The organism is Bacillus swezeyi, assembly GCF_030908325.1.
Lineage (GTDB): Bacteria > Bacillota > Bacilli > Bacillales > Bacillaceae > Bacillus > Bacillus swezeyi.
The window spans coordinates 807,472-826,351 of the sequence record NZ_CP133085.1 but is presented as its reverse complement, the minus strand read 5'-3'; the positions used below and the strand labels follow the sequence as shown (position 1 = coordinate 826,351).

Genomic DNA, 18,880 nt, shown 5'->3' with positions numbered 1-18,880 from the left:
TCATTTCATAGCTAATGATTCTGACAATAAAAAGGCGGGCTTTAATTTGGACAGATTGATTCAAGGTTCCCATCTTCGCCAGGAAGAACGGGATACGCTCAAAAAGCTGAAACAGATGCCGATCGATTCCCTCAATTTGGAGGCCATATCGATCGCCACCAATCTATATCGCTCAGCTCAAAGGCTTCGCGTCAAAATGGAGACAGAAGTCCTTTCCTCATACAAATTGTCTTGGACGGCTTTCTCCATTCTCTACGATTTATGGGTGTGGGGACGGCTTGAAACGAGAAGGCTCGCCGGGCTGTCAGGCATTTCAACAGCCACTGCGAGCAATGTCATCAAAACGCTTGAGAAAAAGAACTTCTGTTCAAAAAGCGTTGACCCAAGAGACCGCCGGCTCGTGTTCGTCACGATTACAGCTGAAGGAAAAGCCGCGATCGAAGAGCTTTATCCGGAATTCTATAAAGGGGAAACGAAGCTGATTGCAGGCATGACAAATGAGGAGCAGAAAACATTGGCAGCGCTGCTTAGAAAAGCGGCAGACAATCTTCATACAACATAAGCATCGACGGGAACGAGTAGCGGAACTGCCTCCCTGTTCCAGAGAGCCGGCGGATGGTGTGAGCCGGTGCAAAGGCAGACGTGAATTACCTCCCTGAGCTTTCTTTGTGAACCTGAAGTAGCAAAGAACGGGAAACCGTTATCTGAATAAGCGGAAGATTGATATCTTCAACCAGGGTGGTACCGCGTGCAATGAGCCACGTCCCTTATCGGGATGCGGCTCTTTTTATTTATCGAAAAAAAGGAGGAATTACCATGCAACAAATATTTGACCAGCTCACCCCCGCTCAGAAGCGGGAAGCAGAAAGACAGCTTAGTTTGTATATGTCCGGCGCCCAGGAAGTCATTCCGCCGGAAGAATTACGGGAAAAGCTGGCTAAATCGATTGTGACCGGCTCTCCCCTCAAAATCAAGCTCGGATTAGATCCATCAGCGCCAGATGTTCATTTAGGCCACACCGTCGTCTTGAATAAACTGCGCCAATTCCAGGAGAACGGCCATATCGTACAGCTTCTCATCGGAGACTTCACTGGAAAAATAGGCGATCCTACAGGCAAGTCTGCCGCAAGAAAGCAGCTGACAGACGAAGAAGTTCAGCACAATGCGAAGACATACTTCGAGCAGTTTGGAAAAGTGCTTGATCAAGACAAGGTGGAGCTCCACTACAATTCAAAGTGGCTCAAACAATTGAAACTGGAAGATGTGATTGAACTGGCAGGGAAAATTACGGTTGCCCGTCTGATGGAGCGGGATGATTTTGAAGAAAGAATCGCCATGCAAAAACCGATCTCGCTTCACGAATTCTTTTACCCTCTAATGCAGGGCTATGATTCGGTCGTCCTTGAAAGCGACATAGAACTGGGCGGCACTGATCAGCATTTTAATGTTTTGATGGGCAGACATTTTCAGGAAAAATTCAAGAAAGAAAAACAAGTCATCATTCTCATGCCTTTGCTTGAGGGGCTGGACGGCGTCGAAAAGATGTCTAAATCAAAAAACAATTATATCGGCATTGATGAAGATCCAAATGAAATGTACGGCAAAACGATGTCACTGCCGGACAGTTTAATGAAAACATACATTCACCTGGCCACCGGTTTAGAGCTTGAAGACAAAAAACAGCTTGTGAAGGAGCTGGAAACGGGAGCCGTTCACCCAAGAGACGCCAAAATGCTTTTAGCGAAAACGATAGTCAGCATGTATCATGGCAGCGCAGCGGCTGAAGCAGCCGAACAGCAATTCAAAAAAGTGTTTCAGCAAAAAAGCGCCCCTGACAAGATGACGGACGTTCATTGGAAAGGCGGGGAGACGATACCGTTAATCGATTTATTAACAGCGCTCGAGCTCCTGCCTTCTAAAAGCGAAGCGCGCCGCATGATTCAAAACGGCGGCGTTAAAATCAATGGAAAAAAGGCCGAATCCATTCATAAGAATATGACCGTCCAAGATGGTATGATCATTCAAATCGGCAAACGGAAATTTGTAAAATTGAAAATGGACAAATAAAAAAGCAGCCTCATCATGTTCGATGGGGCTGTTTGTCGTAAAAAGCATATGCGACAGCGTCAGTCACAGGCCGGTAGCCGATCTCCTGATATATTTTATTAGAAGTCGGATTGTCCAGCCCGGTATATAAACAGCAAAATGAGAAACCTTCGTCCAACAGCGCCCGGCTGAGGGCCGCCACACATGATGAGGCATACCCTTTTTTGCGGTGAGCCGGCGGTGTAAAGACAAGATTGACGGTCATGTCTTACCTTTTGCGCCATCGAAACAGGCTCGCCTCCATCTTCCCATACATAAAGGGAAGAACTTTCTACCTCATTCACCGCTATTCTTCGCGCTCGATCACGTCCCATCGTACAGAAAAATGAAGGGGTCAATAACCTGCCGCTTTGCTTTAAAGAAAAAAGCTGACAACGAAGCCGTTTTGTTAACAGCGGAAAATGATGAGAGGATTCAGCTGACCGCAGTCATGGCTTTTGGCGATTTATTGTTGGCGGGAGATGGATCTCAAGGCGGTCTTCGGTATGAGCCAGAAATGTTTCCGGACTGCTGTACCTCTTCACAGCCTCTCTTTATTGTATGATGTCAAAAAAGACCGCCCGTCCGAAAACGGCGGTCTTTGATCGTATTTGATGATTCTCTTTTCCCTCTTTATTTTCCTCTGTCTATCTCAGCTTCAACACTGGCAGCGTGCCATCCTTCATTCAGCAGATCAAACGTTAATTCACGCGTGTCCTTGACAATCAGATCAGCGGCATGCATTGACAGTTCATGACCGACTCCAACGGCAAACATTCCGGCAGATTTGATTGCGGCTATCCCTGCTTCAGCGTCCTCTATCGCCGCACATTCAGCCGGAGATACGCTGAGCAGCGCTGCGGCGGTTAAAAATATTTCAGGGTCGGGCTTTCCTTTAGCAAGGACGGCCGGATCAACGATGGCTTGAAAATCATCTATGACCCCCAATTGTTCTAAAATGGCGGGGGCGTTGCGGCTTGACGAAGCTAAAGCGAGTTTTATTTTTTCACTTTTCAGTTCACAAAGAAGCCGGCTGATTCCCGGCAAAAGATCTGCCGGCATCAGGTTTTGGATCAGCTTTTGATAATGCCGATTTTTTTGGAGCATCAGGTTTTGTTTCTCCGCTTTTGTATATTTTTCTGCCGCCCCGCCATGGTTCAACATCTTTTCAAGCGATTCTTCCCTGCTGATTCCTTTCAGGCTCTCATTGAAATCCCGGTCAAATGGAATATTCAATTGTTCTGCTAAGCGCCTCCAAGCGAGAAAATGATATTCCGCCGTATCTGTAATCACTCCATCTAAATCGAATATAACGGCTTTCATGATTGGCTATTCCTTGATTCGCTGATGCACATCACCGCTTCATAGGGCTCAAGGCAGATGCTCTTGATGTCAGCCTGATCGCGCGAATAGTTGGAAATGAGCACGTTCCACCGCTCACCAAGCAGTTTGGGAGGCGCTTCAAACAGAGCCTTTTCTTCCGACAAATTGACGGCCACTAACAGCTTTTCCCCTTGATATTCGCGGATGTAAGAAAAGATTTGCGGATCATCCTCCAGTAATAGCCGATAATCCCCGTATACGATAACCTTATACTGCTTGCGCAATTGAATGAGCTTCTGATAATAATAGAAAATCGAATCTTGATCATCGAGGGCCTCTTTTACATTGATTTCCTGAAAGCGCGGATTGACCGAAAGCCAAGGCTCTCCCTCCGTGAATCCCGCGTGCCTCTTGTCATCCCATTGCATTGGCGTTCTTGCGTGATCCCGTCCTTTTTTCGCCACGGCTTTAAAAAACGCTTCCTCTGTCATCGTTTTGTTTTCAACGACCAGTTCCCGATAGGCGTTTTTGATTTCAAGATCAACATAATTCTCCAGCGGGATATTACTGTTCGTCATGCCGATTTCTTCTCCCTGGTAGATGAACGGGGTTCCTTTCATACCGTGGAGAACCGTTGCAAATGCTTTGGCACACTGCTTTCGCAACTCGCCGTCATTGCCCCAGCGGGAAATCACCCTTGGCTGATCATGATTTTCAAAATAAAGGGTGTTCCAGCCGACATTCATTAATGCGGTCTGCCACCTTGTCATCGTCTTTTTTAATGCAATCAGATCAAACGGTTTGACCTGCCATTTTCCATTTGGCGAATGTTGTTCCGTATCAATATCCATATGTTCAAATGTAAAAATCATATTCAGCTCATGTCTGCTTTCATCCGTATACTTTTTCGCCTCTTCAATATCAGAGCCGTTCGCTTCTCCGACCGTCATGCAATCGTAATGAGACAGCACTTCCCGGTTCATCTCTTGGATAAATTCATGAAGGCGGGGGCCGTTCGAATGATAGCCGCCGACAATATAGCGGCGGCTGTCATCTGCTTCGTAGTCCGGAAAATCGACGAACTTGGAAATGGAGCCGATCACATCCATCCGCCAGCCGTCAATGCCTTTATCCATCCAAAATGTCATCAAATCATATACTTCCCGGCGGACCGCTTCATTTTCCCAATTCAAATCAGGCTGCTTTTTCGAAAAGTAGTGCAGATAATACTGCCCTGTCCGCTCATCGAACGTCCACGCCGGGCCTGAGAAGATCGATCCCCAATTATTAGGCTCTGAACCGTCCGGCCCGGGATCTCTCCAGAAATAATAATCCCGGTAAGGATTGTCTTTCGATTTGCGGCTCTCGGCAAACCAAGCATGTTCATCTGACGTATGGTTCACAACCAAATCCATGATGATTTTCATTCCCCGTTGATGAACCTCATCAATTAATTGAAACATGTCTTCATTTGTCCCGAATTTTTCGTACATGTTTCGATAGTCGGAAATGTCATAGCCGTTGTCATCCTGCGGAGAATCAAACACCGGACACAGCCAGATCACATCTGTCCCGAGGCGCTTGATGTAATCCAGTTTTTGAATGATTCCTTGCAAATCACCGAATCCATCGCCATTTGAATCAAAAAAACTGCGCGGGTAAATTTGATAAACGACGGCTTCTTTCCACCATTCACTCATTAGATGTCCACCTCTCATATCGTCCATTCAGCACAATCGGTTCCCCGCACACCGTCATGTGCAGCGGCTCGCCTTTTAAAAGTTCAAAGACGGCGCTTTTTTCGGTTACCGTAATGCTGATTAAACGTTTTCGATAATTGATTTTAAACGAGTAACCATCCCATTCTTCCGGCAAAAACGGAGCAAATGACAGCGTCTCATTGGCGACGCGCATTCCTGCAAAGCCCTGTACGATGGCAAGCCAGCTTCCTGTCATTGATGTGATGTGCAGCCCTTCTTCTGTGTCATGATTGTAATTATCAAGATCAAGGCGGGCTGTACGCTTATATAATTCGAGCGCTTTCTTTTCCATTTTCAGTTCAGCCGCCAGCACCGCGTGGACAGAAGGCGAAAGGCTAGATTCATGAACGGTCATCGGTTCATAAAATTCAAAATTGCGCCGTTTTTCTTCTAATGTAAAACGGTGATTAAAAAGATAAATGCCTTGCAGAACATCGGCCTGCTTAATAAAGCTGGAACGGAGAATTTTGTCCCATGACCAATTCTGGTAAAGCGGCCGCTCATCTGGGTCCAATTCGGCCGCTTTCTGCAGCTCTTTATCCAGGAACGTATCATGCTGGATGAAAATATTTAATTCTTCACTGTACGGATAGTACATCCTGTCGATAATATCCTTCCACATCTCTATTTCATCCCTGTGCACACCGAGCTGGCTGCGTTTTTCTGCCGGAAGGCCTGCGAGATTTTCAAGTGTATACTCAAGTGTCCAAGCCGCAATCAAATTGGTATACCAGTTGTTGTTGACATTGTTTTCGTATTCGTTCGGCCCTGTGACGCCGTGGATCATATACTTATTTTTTCGTTTGGAAAAATGAACGCGGTCGGCCCAAAACCTGCTGATTTCGACGAGAACGTCTATCCCGTATTCTTTCATATAGTCACGGTCGCCCGTATAATTGATATAATTGTAGATCGCATAGCAAATCGCGCCGTTGCGGTGAATTTCTTCAAAAGTGATCTCCCACTCATTGTGGCATTCATCGCCTATGAACGTCACCATCGGGTAAAGAGCCCCCTTCAGCCCCAATTTGGCAGCGTTTCGTTTGGCAGCCTCCAAATGGTGGTAGCGATACAAAAGCAGGTTTTTCGTCACTTCCGGATCGGCCGTTGCCAAATACATCGGAACGGCGTATGCCTCAGTATCCCAATAGGCGGCACCTCCGTATTTTTCGCCGGTGAATCCTTTCGGCCCGATATTCAAGCGCGAATCAGCTCCGTAGTACGTAGAGAACAATTGAAAGATGTTGTAGCGGATTCCTTGCTGAAGTTCATCATCGCCTTGAATTTCAATGTCGGCTTTTGCCCATCTTTCCTTCCACTCGGCGATGTGCCTCTGTTTTGCTTCTTCATAGCCCTGCTGAAGAATATCCGCCAAAAGCTCCCTGCCCTTTACTAAAAGCTCTGTTCCCTCGAAGTCCCGGGAAGTCGTTACGATGATCATTTTTTGCAAAGAAGCTTTGATTCCCGGCTTCGTTTCATAGCTGTAGCGATTTTCCGCATACATGCCGGCCGTTTTAAAGCTTTCACTGACAAAGCCTTGTGTCATGTTTGCCATTACAGCAGAAACGGTAAACCGCGGCGTTCCAAACGAATTTTCAACTGTCTTTGCCACTAAATGGCCTTGGTGGGAATCGGCTCCTTTCGCTTCTTCCTGCCAAAACCGTTCCTCATAGTTGGCATCTTCATTCGCGACATTTCCATCCAGATAAGGCACGAGCGTGATGACAGCTTCATCAGTCAGACACTCCGCTTCGTAATGAATCGCGCAAAGCTGTGCAACGTCAAGGCTGAGAAATCGTTCAGATGCGATTCTGACCATTTTATCCTTGATGCGGACGACAGCGCTTCGCCGCAGAATGCCTTCTTTCATATTTAGTTCTAAATCAAATGATTCAATCTCGTTTTGATTGAGGTCGACTTTTTCACCATCTAAATATACATCGATTCCGATAAAATTCATCGCATTGATCACTTTGCCGAAGTATTCCGGATAGCCGTTTTTCCACCAGCCGACACGCGTTTTGTCGGGAAACCACACCCCTGCAATATATGTGCCTTGGTGGGTGTCGCCTGTATAGCTTTCTTCAAAATTGCCCCTGATTCCCATATAGCCGTTGGCCAAGGAAGTGAGACTTTCCTGAAGCCGTTTATGTTCCCTTTGAAATGTATTGGTTTTGATTTTCCATTCATCAATCTCAAATAGCCGCTGATTTGTCATGGTTTCCTCCTGACTGTAGTTTCCCGTTATGATGGCGGGTTTTTGACAAATGATTAAATGTAAAAGAAATCATCAAGACGACGCCGCAGGAGTGGATCAACAGCACGGTGATCAAATCAAAATAAATCAAACCGGCCGCGGCTGCGGCAAATGCCGGAACAGCCGATCCGCATACCGCAGCTGCAGATGCTTCCTTGAATGATGCAATACCGGTCATTTTCGATTTTTTTGTGATCCATAAGCCACCCGCAAGCATGACCGACATGAAAAGCTGGCTGATGAAAATCAACGAAAATGCCAGCATCATGATCATCGGCTTATACTGAGCAAGCCACGCTTCACCGATAAAAGCTTCCAAATCATGAGCGGTCATCTCTTTCAGTTTGACGTCCCTTTTCACATAACGGACAGAAAACCCGGTTCCATTTTGATCACTGATGATCAGATGATCAGGCTGAAATAGGATCGCGTTAGCATAGCCGTTCACCTTGAGCCGTCCATTTTCACCGTCTGCTTGAAACGCATACTCCATATCGGCCGCCAGCAATGTCGATCCTTCTTCAACTCGAACAAACCCCTTCGATCCCGTCAGTTTTCCATTCGATAATTGGTAGCCTTTTAATTGATCGGCAAAGCTTTGATCAAGCTCTTGAATGGCCGCCGGCATGAAAGACCTGATATTGAAGCGCTCCATTTTCATGAACGAAATAGCAAGCGGCGCCGCTAAGCACGACGTCAAGAAAATAAATAGAAAAAAGATTTGCAGCCAGCTGAATGTATCTCTGTAGCGGCAGACGCCTGACGGAGATGCCGATGCTTTTAGGCAGCGGATGATGAAGTTTTCATTTTGCCGGTTCTTCATGGACTATCCCTTCGTTCCGCCGGTTGTCAGACCGGACACAAAGTTCTTTTGGAGAAAAAAGAATAAAACACATATCGGCAGTGCTGCAAGTATCGCTCCCGCTGCAAACAGTGCGACTTTTTGCTGCTGCGGATTTGATATGAATGACTGCAATCCAACGGCGATGGTCATCCTTTCCGGGGAACGGAGCAAAAATTTCGCCAGCAAATAGTCGCCGAATGGTCCCATAAACGCCCAAAGCGCCTGTACCGCAAGCATCGGTTTGACAAGCGGCAGAACAATCGAGGCGAAGATCCGCAGATGTCCTGCTCCATCAATTCGTGCTGCTTCATCGATTTCTCTCGGAACCGTATCAAAATAGCCTTTCATCAGCCATGTGTTCATCGGAATTCCGCCGCCGATATAGATCGCTGTTAAAAACCAGTATTGATCGAGAGCGCCGATCAGCATGGCCAAGACATAAAAAGCGGTCAATGCTGCCATCGTCGGCACCATTTGAATGATCAAAAAGAATACCAAACTCTTTTTTCTCCCTGCAAACCGATAGCGGCTGTACGTATAGCCGGCAAGCGTTACAATGGCAACCTGGAATACCATGACCGACATCGCGATCACAAGTGTATTGCCATACCAAGTAAGATAAAGCGTGTCTGCAAACAGCCGCCTAAAATGATCCAATGTCCAGTCACCCGAAAAATCGAGCTTAAAAGCCGCTACATTTCCCACGCGAAATGCCGATGATGCCGTAATCAATAGCGGATAGATGATCACGATGCTTAACAGCACCAAAAAGAAATAGGTCCAGATTTTGTTAAGCACCCTGGTTGTGCGCACATCTTTGAAGAACTCTCTCATCTACATAACCTCCTCATTGCCAAAGGCATTCGATTTCTTAAAAGCAATCAGGGAAACTCCAATGACAATGAAAGAAATTAACAGCGTAACAGCAGCGGCAACCGCATATTGCGGTGATGTGCCTGTTGTCAGTTTATAGATCCACGAAATTAAAATATCGGTTGACCCCGCACCGGCTCCCACACTGCCCGGTCCTCCCTCATTGAATAAGTAGATGATCGAGAAGTTGTTGAAATTAAACGTATACTGGGTAATCATCACAGGTGCGGTCGCAAATAAAATCATCGGCAATGTGATATGTTTAAAGCGCTGAATAAATGTCGCCCCGTCAATCTTTGCGGCTTCATAAAGTTCGCCTGGAATCGCTTGAAGCACACCCGTTACCATCACATAAATGTATGGAAAGCCAAGCCAGGTCTGTATCATAATCAGGGCCGCCTTTGTCCAAAAGGGATCGGTCTTCCACGGAACTGCTGACAGATCCACAAACGGCAGGTGGTTCAATAATGGAATGACCTGTGCGTTCATGGCCCCTACGCTGTCGTTGAAGATGTTGGCAAAGCTCATAATCGTAATAAAGGCCGGAACAGCCCATGGAAGCAGAAAGATTATTCGAAACATCCGCTTGCCTTTAATAAAATCCTGATTGACGATAAGCGCCGTCACAATACCAAGGACAATTTGCAGCGTTGTCGCACAGATCGTCCAGATGATGGTCCAGCCCAGTACAGCTGCAAATGTTTCCCGATAGGAGCCGAGGAAAAACATGTTCAGGAAGTTTTTAAACCCGATCCAGTCAATAAGACTGTTAGGCGGAATATGATAAAAATCATAGTTTGTAAAAGCGACAAACAGAGTCACCAAGACCGGAAAAATAATCACAAACACCATCATGATATATGCCGGCAGCGTAAATAAATATGGAAACCCTTTATCCCCCGCATTCCTGATCATGTCCCCAGCCGTCGTACTAGTCTCCAAACCAGCCGCTTTCATCTCTGCGATCTTTCGTGCATCATGGATATTAAAAATGTAGAACATCAGGAATATCAGCGTCACAATCAATTGCAGAGTGCCTTCTATCAGGAGAAACAGCGAGTGGTCTTCTCCGGGAACGCTCCCCAACGTAATCAAACCGCGCAGCGCATCAATGCCGAAAACACCTAATTCACAAGCAAACAATGCTGTGATGATCAGAAACAAAATTCCCTTTGAAAACTGGTTATTCGCGATCTGTCCAGCCCCTGGAATGATAGATAAAAGCCCTGCTTTACGCCTTTCTTTTGCAAGTGTTTGGTCTTTGTTCATTTTTTCGCCCTCTATTCTTCCGGACGCTAACCCGCCGTTTTATTTCACATATTTTTCTTTAATATTTTCTTTGATCACTTTTACCGCATCATTCGCTGATTGCTGTGCTGATTTTTTTCCTGAAGAGGCGTCGAAAATCAAACTTTCCGCTCCTGTCCACACTTCAGCCATTTCCGGAATATTCGGAGTCGGTGTCGCTGTTTCATATTGTTTAATGACAGCAGACGTCAGCTCGCTGTTTTGCTTATCAGCTTTCTCCCTTGCAGCCAAGTTGGCCGGAACTTCGTTTGTCTCATCATAAAAAACGTAGGCATTATGATCATTCGCTGCATATTCAAGCCATTTTTGAGCCAGTTCGGGTTCTTTTGTATATTTTGAAGCAACCCAGCCTTTGCCTCCGGCGAATGGAGCGTATTCTTTTCCATTTGGCAATGTCGGTATTTTAACCACCCCGAAGTCCAAATTGGCCTCTTTATAATTTGAAGCTGACCAAGGCCCCCCGATGACAGCCGCTGCTTTGCCTTCTATAAATGTCTGCTGAATAAAATCATCAGCGCTTGAATTGTCCTGCATGCCTTTTGGCCAATATTCTTTAAACCATTTTCCCGCATATTCCACCGCTTCTACCGCCCCTTCGTTGTTGAGGCCGATGTCTTTGGAATCCTTGCCATTTTCGCCGAATACATATCCGCCGTAGCCGGCCAACAAACCATATGACATGTAGAAATCAGTCCACTTTGTCAAAAAGGCGGTGGATTTTCCTTTTTCCGAAGCAAATGCAAACCGCGGATCATTCGTTAAATCTTCAAGCTCTTGAAATGTTTTTGGCGGCGTTTTCACCAGGTCTTTGTTGTAATATAAGACAAGTGTTTCAATGACAAGCGGAATCCCATACACTTTGCCGTCAACCGTCACCTGCTGCATTTCTTTTTCGCCGAAGCTTTTCGTATCAGACGGTTCGATTTCAAGCAAATGTCCTTGCTGTCCCAAGCCGCCGATACGGTCGTATGCAGCAAGCATGACGTCAGGCGCATTGCCTGCCGGACCATCGAGGGGAAGCGCTTCCAACTGATCGAACATAGGCTTCTCAACAATCTTTACTGTTACATCATTCTCTTTTTCAAAATCTGCTTTAATGCTTTCAACATAATTTCGATATGTTTCTTCAACTGATACAGTCAGCACCTTTTTCCCGCCAGAGCTTGCCGCATCCTTTGAACTTGAACATGCGGCAAGGCCGAATGTAAGGACTAACGCCAAAAATAGTGCAATGCCTTTTTTTAAATGTGCCATCTTTTTTCCCCCTTCTATCATGAATCTATACCAATTGTAATGCTCGTCAGAAAGTGGTAACAATAGCTTCAAACTTGTTACCGATAACAGAATTCACGAAGCCCCCACAACAACAAACTCACCGGGATGGACGGCAATCGCATCTGCAAGATGAAGCGCCTTTTCTGTCCACGCATCATAGATTTTCATATCGCTTTCAATATCCAAGTCTCGCAAACTGACATGACGGACCTCGCTTCCCTGATTAAAGAAATAGATCAGCTTTTTTTCGCTGACAGCCCGCGAGAAGCTGATCAAATCGCTTTGATCGTCCAGCAGATTCCACTCAAGGCTTCCGTGAGTCAATACATCATGTTCCTGTTTGCGCAAAGCGATCAGCCGCTTCATAAACTTGAGCAACTCTTGATTTTGCTTCTCTTCTTCCCAAATCATGCATTTCCGGCATAATGGATCATTTCCGCCGTCAAGCCCGATTTCCGTGCCGTAATAAATACATGGAGATCCGGTTTGGGCAAACATAAATGCCAGCAAAGAGCGCGCTTTTTGCTCATCTTGGCGGCACCTCGTCAAAAGCCGCTGCGTATCATGGCTGTCAAGTAAATTAAACATCGCCTCATTGACCTGCTGCATCCCATTCATCAAATGCGCGTTTAAACGGTGGACCATTTGCGAGGCTGAAATCGTCCGGTCCGCGAAATATTCAATCATCGGCTCTGTGAAAGGATAATTCATGACCGCATGAAATTCGTCTCCTTTAAGCCAAGGATCGGCGCGATGCCAGATCTCCCCCAAAATATAAACATCAGGCTTTTCAGCTGATACGACCTGCCTGAATTTCTTCCAAAAAGCATGATCCACTTCATTAGCCACATCCAAACGCCAGCCGTCAATGTCAAATTCGCGGATCCAGTATAAAGCAATCTCAAGCAAATAGGTCTGCACTTCAGGATTTGACGTGTTTAACTTTGGCATGTCGCGTGTAAATGCAAATGTATCATAATTGTTTTCTTTAACAGGAAAGGAATGAATATGGAACCAGTCTTTATAGCGGGATTGTTCACCATGTTTTAAGACATCCTGCCACTGCGGCGAAGCGCTGCCGATATGATTAAAAACGGCATCAAGCATGATTCTCATCCCCCGCTGATGAAGGCTGCTGACCAATGTACGAAAGAGCTCCGGATCTCCAAAATGCGGATCAATGGTGTAATAATCCAATGTGTCGTATTTATGATTGGAAGGCGCGGAAAAGATCGGCGTTAAATAAATGCCGCCCACCCCTAAATCTTGCAAATAATCAAGTTTGTCGATGATTCCTTGCAAATCCCCTCCGAAAAAATCATGAACCTCTGGGTCCTTGCTCCCCCACGGCAAAGCATTTTCGGGAGACAAGTCTTCTCTGCCATTTGCAAAACGCTCCGGAAAAATTTGATACCAAACCGTTGATTTGACCCATTCAGGTGCTTGAAACGTATCCGCCTTATGAACAAATGGAAACTTAAAATAGTCATGAATCGTCTCCAACGCTTTTTCGTTATAGGGGCAGACGCCTGAGCTTCCGAAAAAAATGTCTTCATGATCTGTGCCTGTTAAAACAAAACCATATTGCAGACGCCTAAATGGCGGCGCCACTTCAGCAAACCAATAATCATGCGTTTCGGTTTCGGCCATTTTTTTCATTTGCATGTCGTGTGCGGCCCACCTGCTGCTTTCTTCTGCGGGAACATGCTCATAGGGATCCCCCCATATGAGCCGAACCTGATCGGCGTCGCCTTTTTTCGTGCGGATCTTGATATGCACCGTCCGCCCGTCATAAGAATAAGCATCAGAGCTGAAAGGCTGATGATGTATCGCTGCATATTCCATCATGTCTCCTCCTTTTGATTCCGGTGTATGCTGACCGGCCATATTTTGAAATTATCATGGTAAAATCGCAGGAACAATCCTTTTCAGCTTGTTAACGGTAACAGATTGAAGCTCTTACAACGTCGATTCACGCACGATGAGCTCCGGCTCAAAAAACTGGTCGCCTTGAGATGCGCCGTCTTCATTAATTTTTTTCAGCAAGGTTCTCGCACAAGCTTCCCCCATTTCAACGACAGGCTGCCTGATCGTTGTCAAGCGTGGCGAGGAGATGCGATCAAGAAAGACGCCGTCATATCCTGTAACCGCAACATCCTCTGGAATGCTTTTGCCGAGCGACTGCACCGCCCGGATGACGCCGAGAGCGATTCGATCGGAAGCGCAGACGACTGCCGCCGGGTATTCCATGGTCTCCAGCACTTCCCTGGCACGACATTCACTTTTTTTCGAACTGTTGGCCATCCGGAACATATTCAGCTTGCCTAAGCTCCCTTTCATCGCCTTCAGATAGCCTTTTTCCCTTGCCAATTCAAAAGGCTCGTCCAGATCAATGCCAAAAAAGACAACATTCCGAACCCCCAGCCCAATGACATGACGAGTTGCCATATAAGTCCCTTTTTCATTATTGACATCGATGAAATCATAGCCCATTTCATTTTGTCCAAATACGACGACCGGCTTTTCAAAAGCTTTAATCACCCCTTCAAAATCCGCTCTTCTCAGCCCCGTCGCAATAATACCGTCACATTGTCCGATATTGAGAGATTTTCTCGTCACAAGCTGTAATGCATAATGATGGCGATCCAGTTCCCGGCTGATTCCGGTTAACAGATTCATATAATATGGCTCTGTCGTATCCATTTCCTCAAGTATCAGCAGTTTTACAACCTGTGTTCTGTTTTGAACGAGCGCCCTTGCCGCATAGTTAGGAATATAATTCAGCTCTTTCATCGCGGAATGAACCAGTTTTTTCAATTCATCCGTCACCGTCTCAGGATGATTGATCACCCGCGATACCGTCATTTTGGAAACATTTGCTTTCTTTGCTACATCTGATAACGTTGCCATTTTATCCCCGCCTTACATGCGCTATTCAAAATGTCAGCAGGTCCGTTTTTCGGAACTGATAACATTTTGTTAAAATTCATTATATTATGTAATCGAAGAGATTTTATAAAAGGGAGGAAATAAAAAAGCAGATTTCCTAAAGGAAATCTGCCGCGCAACCTTTCATCAACCGACACCGAACCGCCGTTCACATGCCGTTCGAATTGATCGTAACGGAAGCTGAGCGGTTTCCTGTGATGTCATACCATGTTTCACCCGCATTTTCACAGGCGACATACATCATGTAGATTTTTTTACAAATACGAAAAAAAGAAAGTGCCGCTTCAACACTTTCTTCTCCATTTTAATTTCCTCTTTGCTTTTTCACCTTTTCAAGCTGAGATACTGTCACCAACTGATAGCCCTGCTGGTTCAGTCTCTCAATAATCTCTTCAGCGGCCTCGGCTGACGCAGCATAAATATCGTGCATCAAGATGATTTTTCCGTCTCCTGCATGACTCATCACATGATTGACGATTTTTTGTTTATTTCTGACCTTCCAGTCTTCCGGATCAACATCCCATAAAGAGATTTTTAGATTGGTAAGTCCTCGGACAGAATCATTGATTCCGCCGTATGGAGGCCTTAAATGTGTCGGAAGATGGCCGCTGATTTTCTCAATCACTTGTTGCGTATCATCGATTTCCTTGTATGCTTTTTCATCTGAAAGCCTTGTGAGCAATGGGTGATCCCACGAGTGATTGCCCACTTCATTTCCTTCTTTCATCATCCTTTTTACCGTTTCAGGATAGACTTGAGCTCTGCTCCCCAGCACGAAGAATGTCGCATGCCCTTCATATTTCTTTAACGCATCCAATATTTTATTTGTTGAGGCAGGGTTTGGCCCGTCGTCAAATGTCAGGGCGATCACTTTACCATTCGGATTTACTTTTGCTTCTTTCGGAAGAGGAACAGCTTCCTGCTTTTGCTTTGCCTGAGAGCGATCCTTTTTCATATTTTCATATTGATCTTTTAAAATATCTCTCAGCTGCTCTTTTTTGATTTTAACAGACTGCTCCAAGCCTGTTTGCTCCTTCTCAAAATAGAATTCTACTTCGTCCTCAAGCAGGGCAAAACGGCTGAAGTTTTCTTCAACAGGACTTGTACCTTCTCTTAATAACGCTAGATCAGCGGCGGCATTTTCATTTTTCAATTGCTGATAGGCCAGGCTTGAAATTTTGTTCAGATAGTCTGAATTCTCTATAAAAAGGTCTTCAAGCGCAAGTAATTTTTTATGTTTCAAGTCGGCGTTAAACGTTTTGATCGTCGTTTTTCCCGGAGCGCTTCCTGTTGCTATGTATTCATTTAAAACCACTACAGCCGTTTGTTTTGTGTGATAGACAATCTTATATTTGATATTCAATTCAAATGGCCCGTCTTCATTCTGAGCCCGCGCATTTGCGTTGTTTTCTTTAAAGCGGTTCAGTTGATCACGGACATATGTTTTTAATTGATCATCGATTTCTTTGATATGAAAGACGGGGTAATGGACGGCGTATCTCTCTTCATCACTGTCGCTGACTAATGATTCGACCCCGATCTGTGCATCATCACGGCCTTGTTTTGGCTGAGGGGCCTCTGTATCGCTCGATACTTTATTAAAAGAGTACCCCGCCAATCCTATTAATATCGTTAAAAAAATCAATGCTTTGATCCATCGCAATGATGGCCGTTTGACAGACATCCCTGTTCACTCTCCTGCGTTATTAGATCTGTTTTTCTTCCTGTTTTGGTCAGATGTCTGGCATGTAAACCAAGATTAATATAAAAGAGAAGCAGGAATCTTGATTTCTTGGTTGCCAGCAGCATACGGCGCAATATCATACTGCTGAAAGACAATGGAAATTCCGTTGTTTGTATAATAGAAAGCAGTATTTTCATCTAAGTGGATATCGCTCTTTTTAAGGTCTGAATAAAATTGTTCCGGATGTTCGTTTATATAGCTGTAAATATAGTTTTTAGCTTTTTCGATTTTGGCCTGGTTATTTAAAAGGTCTATCAGGTTCACCCGCTGATGCTTAGCAAAATCATAGTTGTAGGATGTAACGGTATACATTCCGTGCGCTCCGCCGGAGAACTGGTAGTCATATATTAAAAAGCTCAGTTTGTCTCCGTCGTTGTACTTGACTTTATACGACGTTTCGTAGACGCTGTCTTCATCCTTTTTCCCCGCTTCTTTCTTCAGCTTCTGATATTCCTTGAAAGACGCTTTCATATGATGCTCAATTGCATCATGAACCAGCTTGAGATCATCGGCTTTTAACCCGCTGAATGCCGGAAACAATAAAGAATTGATGTCTTTGTAAAGCTCGGTATGAACTGAAGCTTTTCGATTTTGTGAAGCATTTATTTGAGATGATCCTTTATTGATCATAAATAGCAGCGACGCAGTAAGTACCAAAAATCCTAAAATCGCCATCGCTTTCTTCATAGGCATACTCCTTTGTCAATCTTCTTTCAAACTCGTAACATATCATTTTACTTTGTAACACAAATGTAATATTTATATCACATTTGTAATGATACTCACTTTTAAGTCCTCCGTCAACTTTTTTGGGTGAAAATTTCTTTATACGGGAAAAATAAGACACCCTCAAGCTGAGAGTGTCTTTTTGCGAGATTCGTTTCCTCAAAGATTAGCATCCTCTTTCCGTCAAGTGCCCTTTTTCTTTTTCCATGGCTTTAATACAGAAATGCAGAAGATCAAAACAGTGATTGCGATCTGGATGATGACGGCATATTGCCTGAGTGAATGATTTTGTATAAATACGGGATCATGCAAAGCAGCGCTTTTTTCGGCTTCAAGCATGTTCATATTTGACGTCATCAATTGATCGACAATGAATATCCCAATGAACGTCTGGATGATGAAAAGCACCCATTTCACAGTGATCCATCTATGTTTGAAAAATCCCCACTTTGTCAGGATTCCGTATATAAAACCGATCAATAAAGTGCCGACAGCGCCAATTCTAATCGTATGGTCGCTGATGATAACGGCATGCTGATAAAATGAAAACGTTTCTTCATATGCCGCCATGTTTACCGCGAAATGCAAAGCCGCCGAAAAACATCGCCGCTAATAGAATATGGATGATCTTCAGCCACTTCATTCCCGCCGGACCCAGCTTCTTCAAAACTCTCTTCCTCTCCTTTAACATCAAAGTCCTGTCAAGTTTAGCAGGGAGGTCGGCGGTCAAACACAGGCTGCGGTCTTAATCATCAGTTGGACTGGAGTCTTCATTTTGTGCGTATTGATTCACCATTTCAAATAATGTTTTCTTTGTCCTTTCGATTAATTCAGAAGGTTTTTGAATGACCGCTTCCCGGCCGAATGAGATGAAATAATCCGAAAAAAAGTCAATATCCTTTGGCGCGATCCCGCCTTTCAGCATTCCGGAACCGTCTTCTCTCACATGCAGCTCAAGATGCGGCCATTTGAGGGAACCATATCGCTCCACGCCTTTTTTTGTCAGTTCCACGGATAATTCCAATATCTCCCGGGGACGGGCCAAAACCGAAAACCGGTTTTTTAAATTTATTTCGGACAAATCAATCGGAACGGTATTTTCATCAAGTTCGACAAACATGATCCGGTCGCATCTGAACATGCGATAATCCTCTCTTAAAAAGCAATAAGCCGGGCAATACCATTTTCCTTGATTGGCATAGATGCCGATCGGCTGAATGGTCCTCTCGCTTGTTGTGTCATTTGTGTCATATTTGATGAGCAGGACATTTTGCTGAACCGCCGCCTCGAGCAGCACCCTTAAAAACGGAATTTCCTCTTTTTGTTCATAGGCCGTGTAAAAATCGACGCGGTCCTTCATGCTGTCAATCGTTTCCCGAATATCTCCGGCAAGATTTAAATAAAACTTTTTCTTGATGGAATCGTACTGGGTATCAAACGGGAGAGACATATAGTGCCTGAGCGCATGGATCGCAAAGAATATGGAGATCGCTTCATTCTCGCTGAATGCGATGGGGGGAAGAATTCTTTCATTTAACACCTGATAGCCGCCGTGGGGCCCTGTTTCAGAATAAAGAGGAACCCCTAATTCACTGAGCTCTTGCAAATCCCTTAAAACGGTCCTTTTGGAAACCCCGAATTCCTGCGCCAATTCACCGACCGTAAACCGTTTCTTTCGATTCACCATCATTATCATTTCGTTTAATCTTTTCGCTTTTGACATAAATACCTCCCGA

16 protein-coding genes and 1 other annotated feature are annotated in these 18,880 nt (G+C 45.0%); of the genes, 2 read left to right on the top strand and 14 right to left on the bottom strand.

Annotation, left to right across the window (positions count from 1 at the left end; translation table 11 throughout):
* Positions 1-115: 115 nt before the first annotated feature.
* Both RBH91_RS03845 and tyrS read left to right on the top strand, forming a co-directional pair.
* Positions 116-562: a MarR family winged helix-turn-helix transcriptional regulator gene (locus tag RBH91_RS03845; RefSeq protein ID WP_307894655.1), complete on the top strand. Its 447-nt coding sequence runs from the start codon at positions 116-118 to the stop codon at positions 560-562.
* Positions 557-771, top strand: a binding site (T-box leader). It overlaps the preceding gene by 6 nt.
* A gap of 45 nt (positions 772-816) precedes the next feature.
* The gene (tyrS, locus tag RBH91_RS03840) at positions 817-2,067 is read left to right on the top strand and encodes a tyrosine--tRNA ligase (protein WP_307893533.1); all 1,251 of its coding nucleotides are present in this window, start codon (positions 817-819) and stop codon (positions 2,065-2,067) included.
* Positions 2,068-2,080: 13 nt separating this feature from the next.
* On the opposite strand, the gene RBH91_RS03835 is transcribed toward tyrS, so the two are convergent.
* The 14 genes from RBH91_RS03835 to RBH91_RS03770 all read right to left on the bottom strand — a co-directional run bounded on the left by RBH91_RS03835 (position 2,081) and on the right by RBH91_RS03770 (position 18,867).
* Positions 2,081-2,311, bottom strand: a complete 231-nt coding sequence (locus tag RBH91_RS03835; RefSeq protein ID WP_404802469.1) for a GNAT family N-acetyltransferase — start codon at positions 2,309-2,311, stop codon at positions 2,081-2,083.
* Positions 2,312-2,718: 407 nt separating this feature from the next.
* Positions 2,719-3,408, bottom strand: a complete 690-nt coding sequence (gene pgmB / locus RBH91_RS03830) for a beta-phosphoglucomutase (protein WP_307893532.1) — start codon at positions 3,406-3,408, stop codon at positions 2,719-2,721.
* Positions 3,405-5,108, bottom strand: coding sequence for a glycoside hydrolase family 13 protein (locus RBH91_RS03825; protein WP_307893531.1), 1,704 nt, complete (start codon positions 5,106-5,108; stop codon positions 3,405-3,407). The genes pgmB and RBH91_RS03825 overlap by 4 nt, the downstream gene beginning before the upstream one ends.
* Positions 5,101-7,386 carry a glycoside hydrolase family 65 protein gene (locus RBH91_RS03820; protein WP_307893530.1) on the bottom strand — a complete coding sequence of 762 codons (2,286 nt, stop codon included), beginning with the start codon at positions 7,384-7,386 and terminating at the stop codon, positions 5,101-5,103. Before RBH91_RS03820 ends, RBH91_RS03825 begins: the two co-directional genes overlap by 8 nt.
* Positions 7,364-8,248, bottom strand: coding sequence for a DUF1189 domain-containing protein (locus RBH91_RS03815; RefSeq protein WP_307893529.1), 885 nt, complete (start codon positions 8,246-8,248; stop codon positions 7,364-7,366). Before RBH91_RS03815 ends, RBH91_RS03820 begins: the two co-directional genes overlap by 23 nt.
* Before the next feature lie 3 nt (positions 8,249-8,251).
* Positions 8,252-9,103, bottom strand: coding sequence for a sugar ABC transporter permease (locus tag RBH91_RS03810; RefSeq protein ID WP_307893528.1), 852 nt, complete (start codon positions 9,101-9,103; stop codon positions 8,252-8,254).
* A complete protein-coding gene (locus tag RBH91_RS03805) occupies positions 9,104-10,411 on the bottom strand; it encodes a carbohydrate ABC transporter permease (protein WP_307893527.1) in 1,308 nt (435 codons plus the stop codon).
* A 39-nt stretch (positions 10,412-10,450) separates the two neighbouring features.
* On the bottom strand, positions 10,451-11,704 hold the full coding sequence (locus RBH91_RS03800; RefSeq protein WP_307893526.1) for an extracellular solute-binding protein: 1,254 nt from the start codon (positions 11,702-11,704) through the stop codon (positions 10,451-10,453).
* Between the two features lie 93 nt (positions 11,705-11,797).
* Positions 11,798-13,573: a glycoside hydrolase family 13 protein gene (locus RBH91_RS03795; RefSeq protein WP_307893525.1), complete on the bottom strand. Its 1,776-nt coding sequence runs from the start codon at positions 13,571-13,573 to the stop codon at positions 11,798-11,800.
* Between the two features lie 111 nt (positions 13,574-13,684).
* Positions 13,685-14,635, bottom strand: coding sequence for a LacI family DNA-binding transcriptional regulator (locus tag RBH91_RS03790; RefSeq protein ID WP_307893524.1), 951 nt, complete (start codon positions 14,633-14,635; stop codon positions 13,685-13,687).
* 343 nt (positions 14,636-14,978) lie between these two features.
* Positions 14,979-16,358, bottom strand: coding sequence for a polysaccharide deacetylase family protein (locus RBH91_RS03785; protein WP_307893523.1), 1,380 nt, complete (start codon positions 16,356-16,358; stop codon positions 14,979-14,981).
* 75 nt (positions 16,359-16,433) lie between these two features.
* Complete coding sequence (locus RBH91_RS03780; RefSeq protein WP_076762725.1) at positions 16,434-17,105, bottom strand: DUF3298 and DUF4163 domain-containing protein; 672 nt, start codon at positions 17,103-17,105, stop codon at positions 16,434-16,436.
* A gap of 222 nt (positions 17,106-17,327) precedes the next feature.
* Positions 17,328-17,714, bottom strand: a complete 387-nt coding sequence (locus tag RBH91_RS03775) for a DUF2269 domain-containing protein (protein WP_307893522.1) — start codon at positions 17,712-17,714, stop codon at positions 17,328-17,330.
* 175 nt (positions 17,715-17,889) lie between these two features.
* A complete protein-coding gene (locus RBH91_RS03770) occupies positions 17,890-18,867 on the bottom strand; it encodes a helix-turn-helix transcriptional regulator (protein WP_307893521.1) in 978 nt (325 codons plus the stop codon).
* Between the last annotated feature and the right edge of the window lie 13 nt (positions 18,868-18,880).

Coding starts and splice junctions, on each gene's coding strand:
- RBH91_RS03845 (WP_307894655.1), top strand. CDS start 116: ATGCCGATCGATTCCCTCAATTTGGAGGCCATATCGATCGCCACCAAT.
- tyrS (WP_307893533.1), top strand. CDS start 817: ATGCAACAAATATTTGACCAGCTCACCCCCGCTCAGAAGCGGGAAGCA.
- RBH91_RS03835 (WP_404802469.1), bottom strand. CDS start 2,311: ATGACCGTCAATCTTGTCTTTACACCGCCGGCTCACCGCAAAAAAGGG.
- pgmB (WP_307893532.1), bottom strand. CDS start 3,408: ATGAAAGCCGTTATATTCGATTTAGATGGAGTGATTACAGATACGGCG.
- RBH91_RS03825 (WP_307893531.1), bottom strand. CDS start 5,108: ATGAGTGAATGGTGGAAAGAAGCCGTCGTTTATCAAATTTACCCGCGC.
- RBH91_RS03820 (WP_307893530.1), bottom strand. CDS start 7,386: ATGACAAATCAGCGGCTATTTGAGATTGATGAATGGAAAATCAAAACC.
- RBH91_RS03815 (WP_307893529.1), bottom strand. CDS start 8,248: ATGAAGAACCGGCAAAATGAAAACTTCATCATCCGCTGCCTAAAAGCA.
- RBH91_RS03810 (WP_307893528.1), bottom strand. CDS start 9,103: ATGAGAGAGTTCTTCAAAGATGTGCGCACAACCAGGGTGCTTAACAAA.
- RBH91_RS03805 (WP_307893527.1), bottom strand. CDS start 10,411: ATGAACAAAGACCAAACACTTGCAAAAGAAAGGCGTAAAGCAGGGCTT.
- RBH91_RS03800 (WP_307893526.1), bottom strand. CDS start 11,704: ATGGCACATTTAAAAAAAGGCATTGCACTATTTTTGGCGTTAGTCCTT.
- RBH91_RS03795 (WP_307893525.1), bottom strand. CDS start 13,573: ATGATGGAATATGCAGCGATACATCATCAGCCTTTCAGCTCTGATGCT.
- RBH91_RS03790 (WP_307893524.1), bottom strand. CDS start 14,635: ATGGCAACGTTATCAGATGTAGCAAAGAAAGCAAATGTTTCCAAAATG.
- RBH91_RS03785 (WP_307893523.1), bottom strand. CDS start 16,358: ATGTCTGTCAAACGGCCATCATTGCGATGGATCAAAGCATTGATTTTT.
- RBH91_RS03780 (WP_076762725.1), bottom strand. CDS start 17,105: ATGAAGAAAGCGATGGCGATTTTAGGATTTTTGGTACTTACTGCGTCG.
- RBH91_RS03775 (WP_307893522.1), bottom strand. CDS start 17,714: ATGGCGGCATATGAAGAAACGTTTTCATTTTATCAGCATGCCGTTATC.
- RBH91_RS03770 (WP_307893521.1), bottom strand. CDS start 18,867: ATGTCAAAAGCGAAAAGATTAAACGAAATGATAATGATGGTGAATCGA.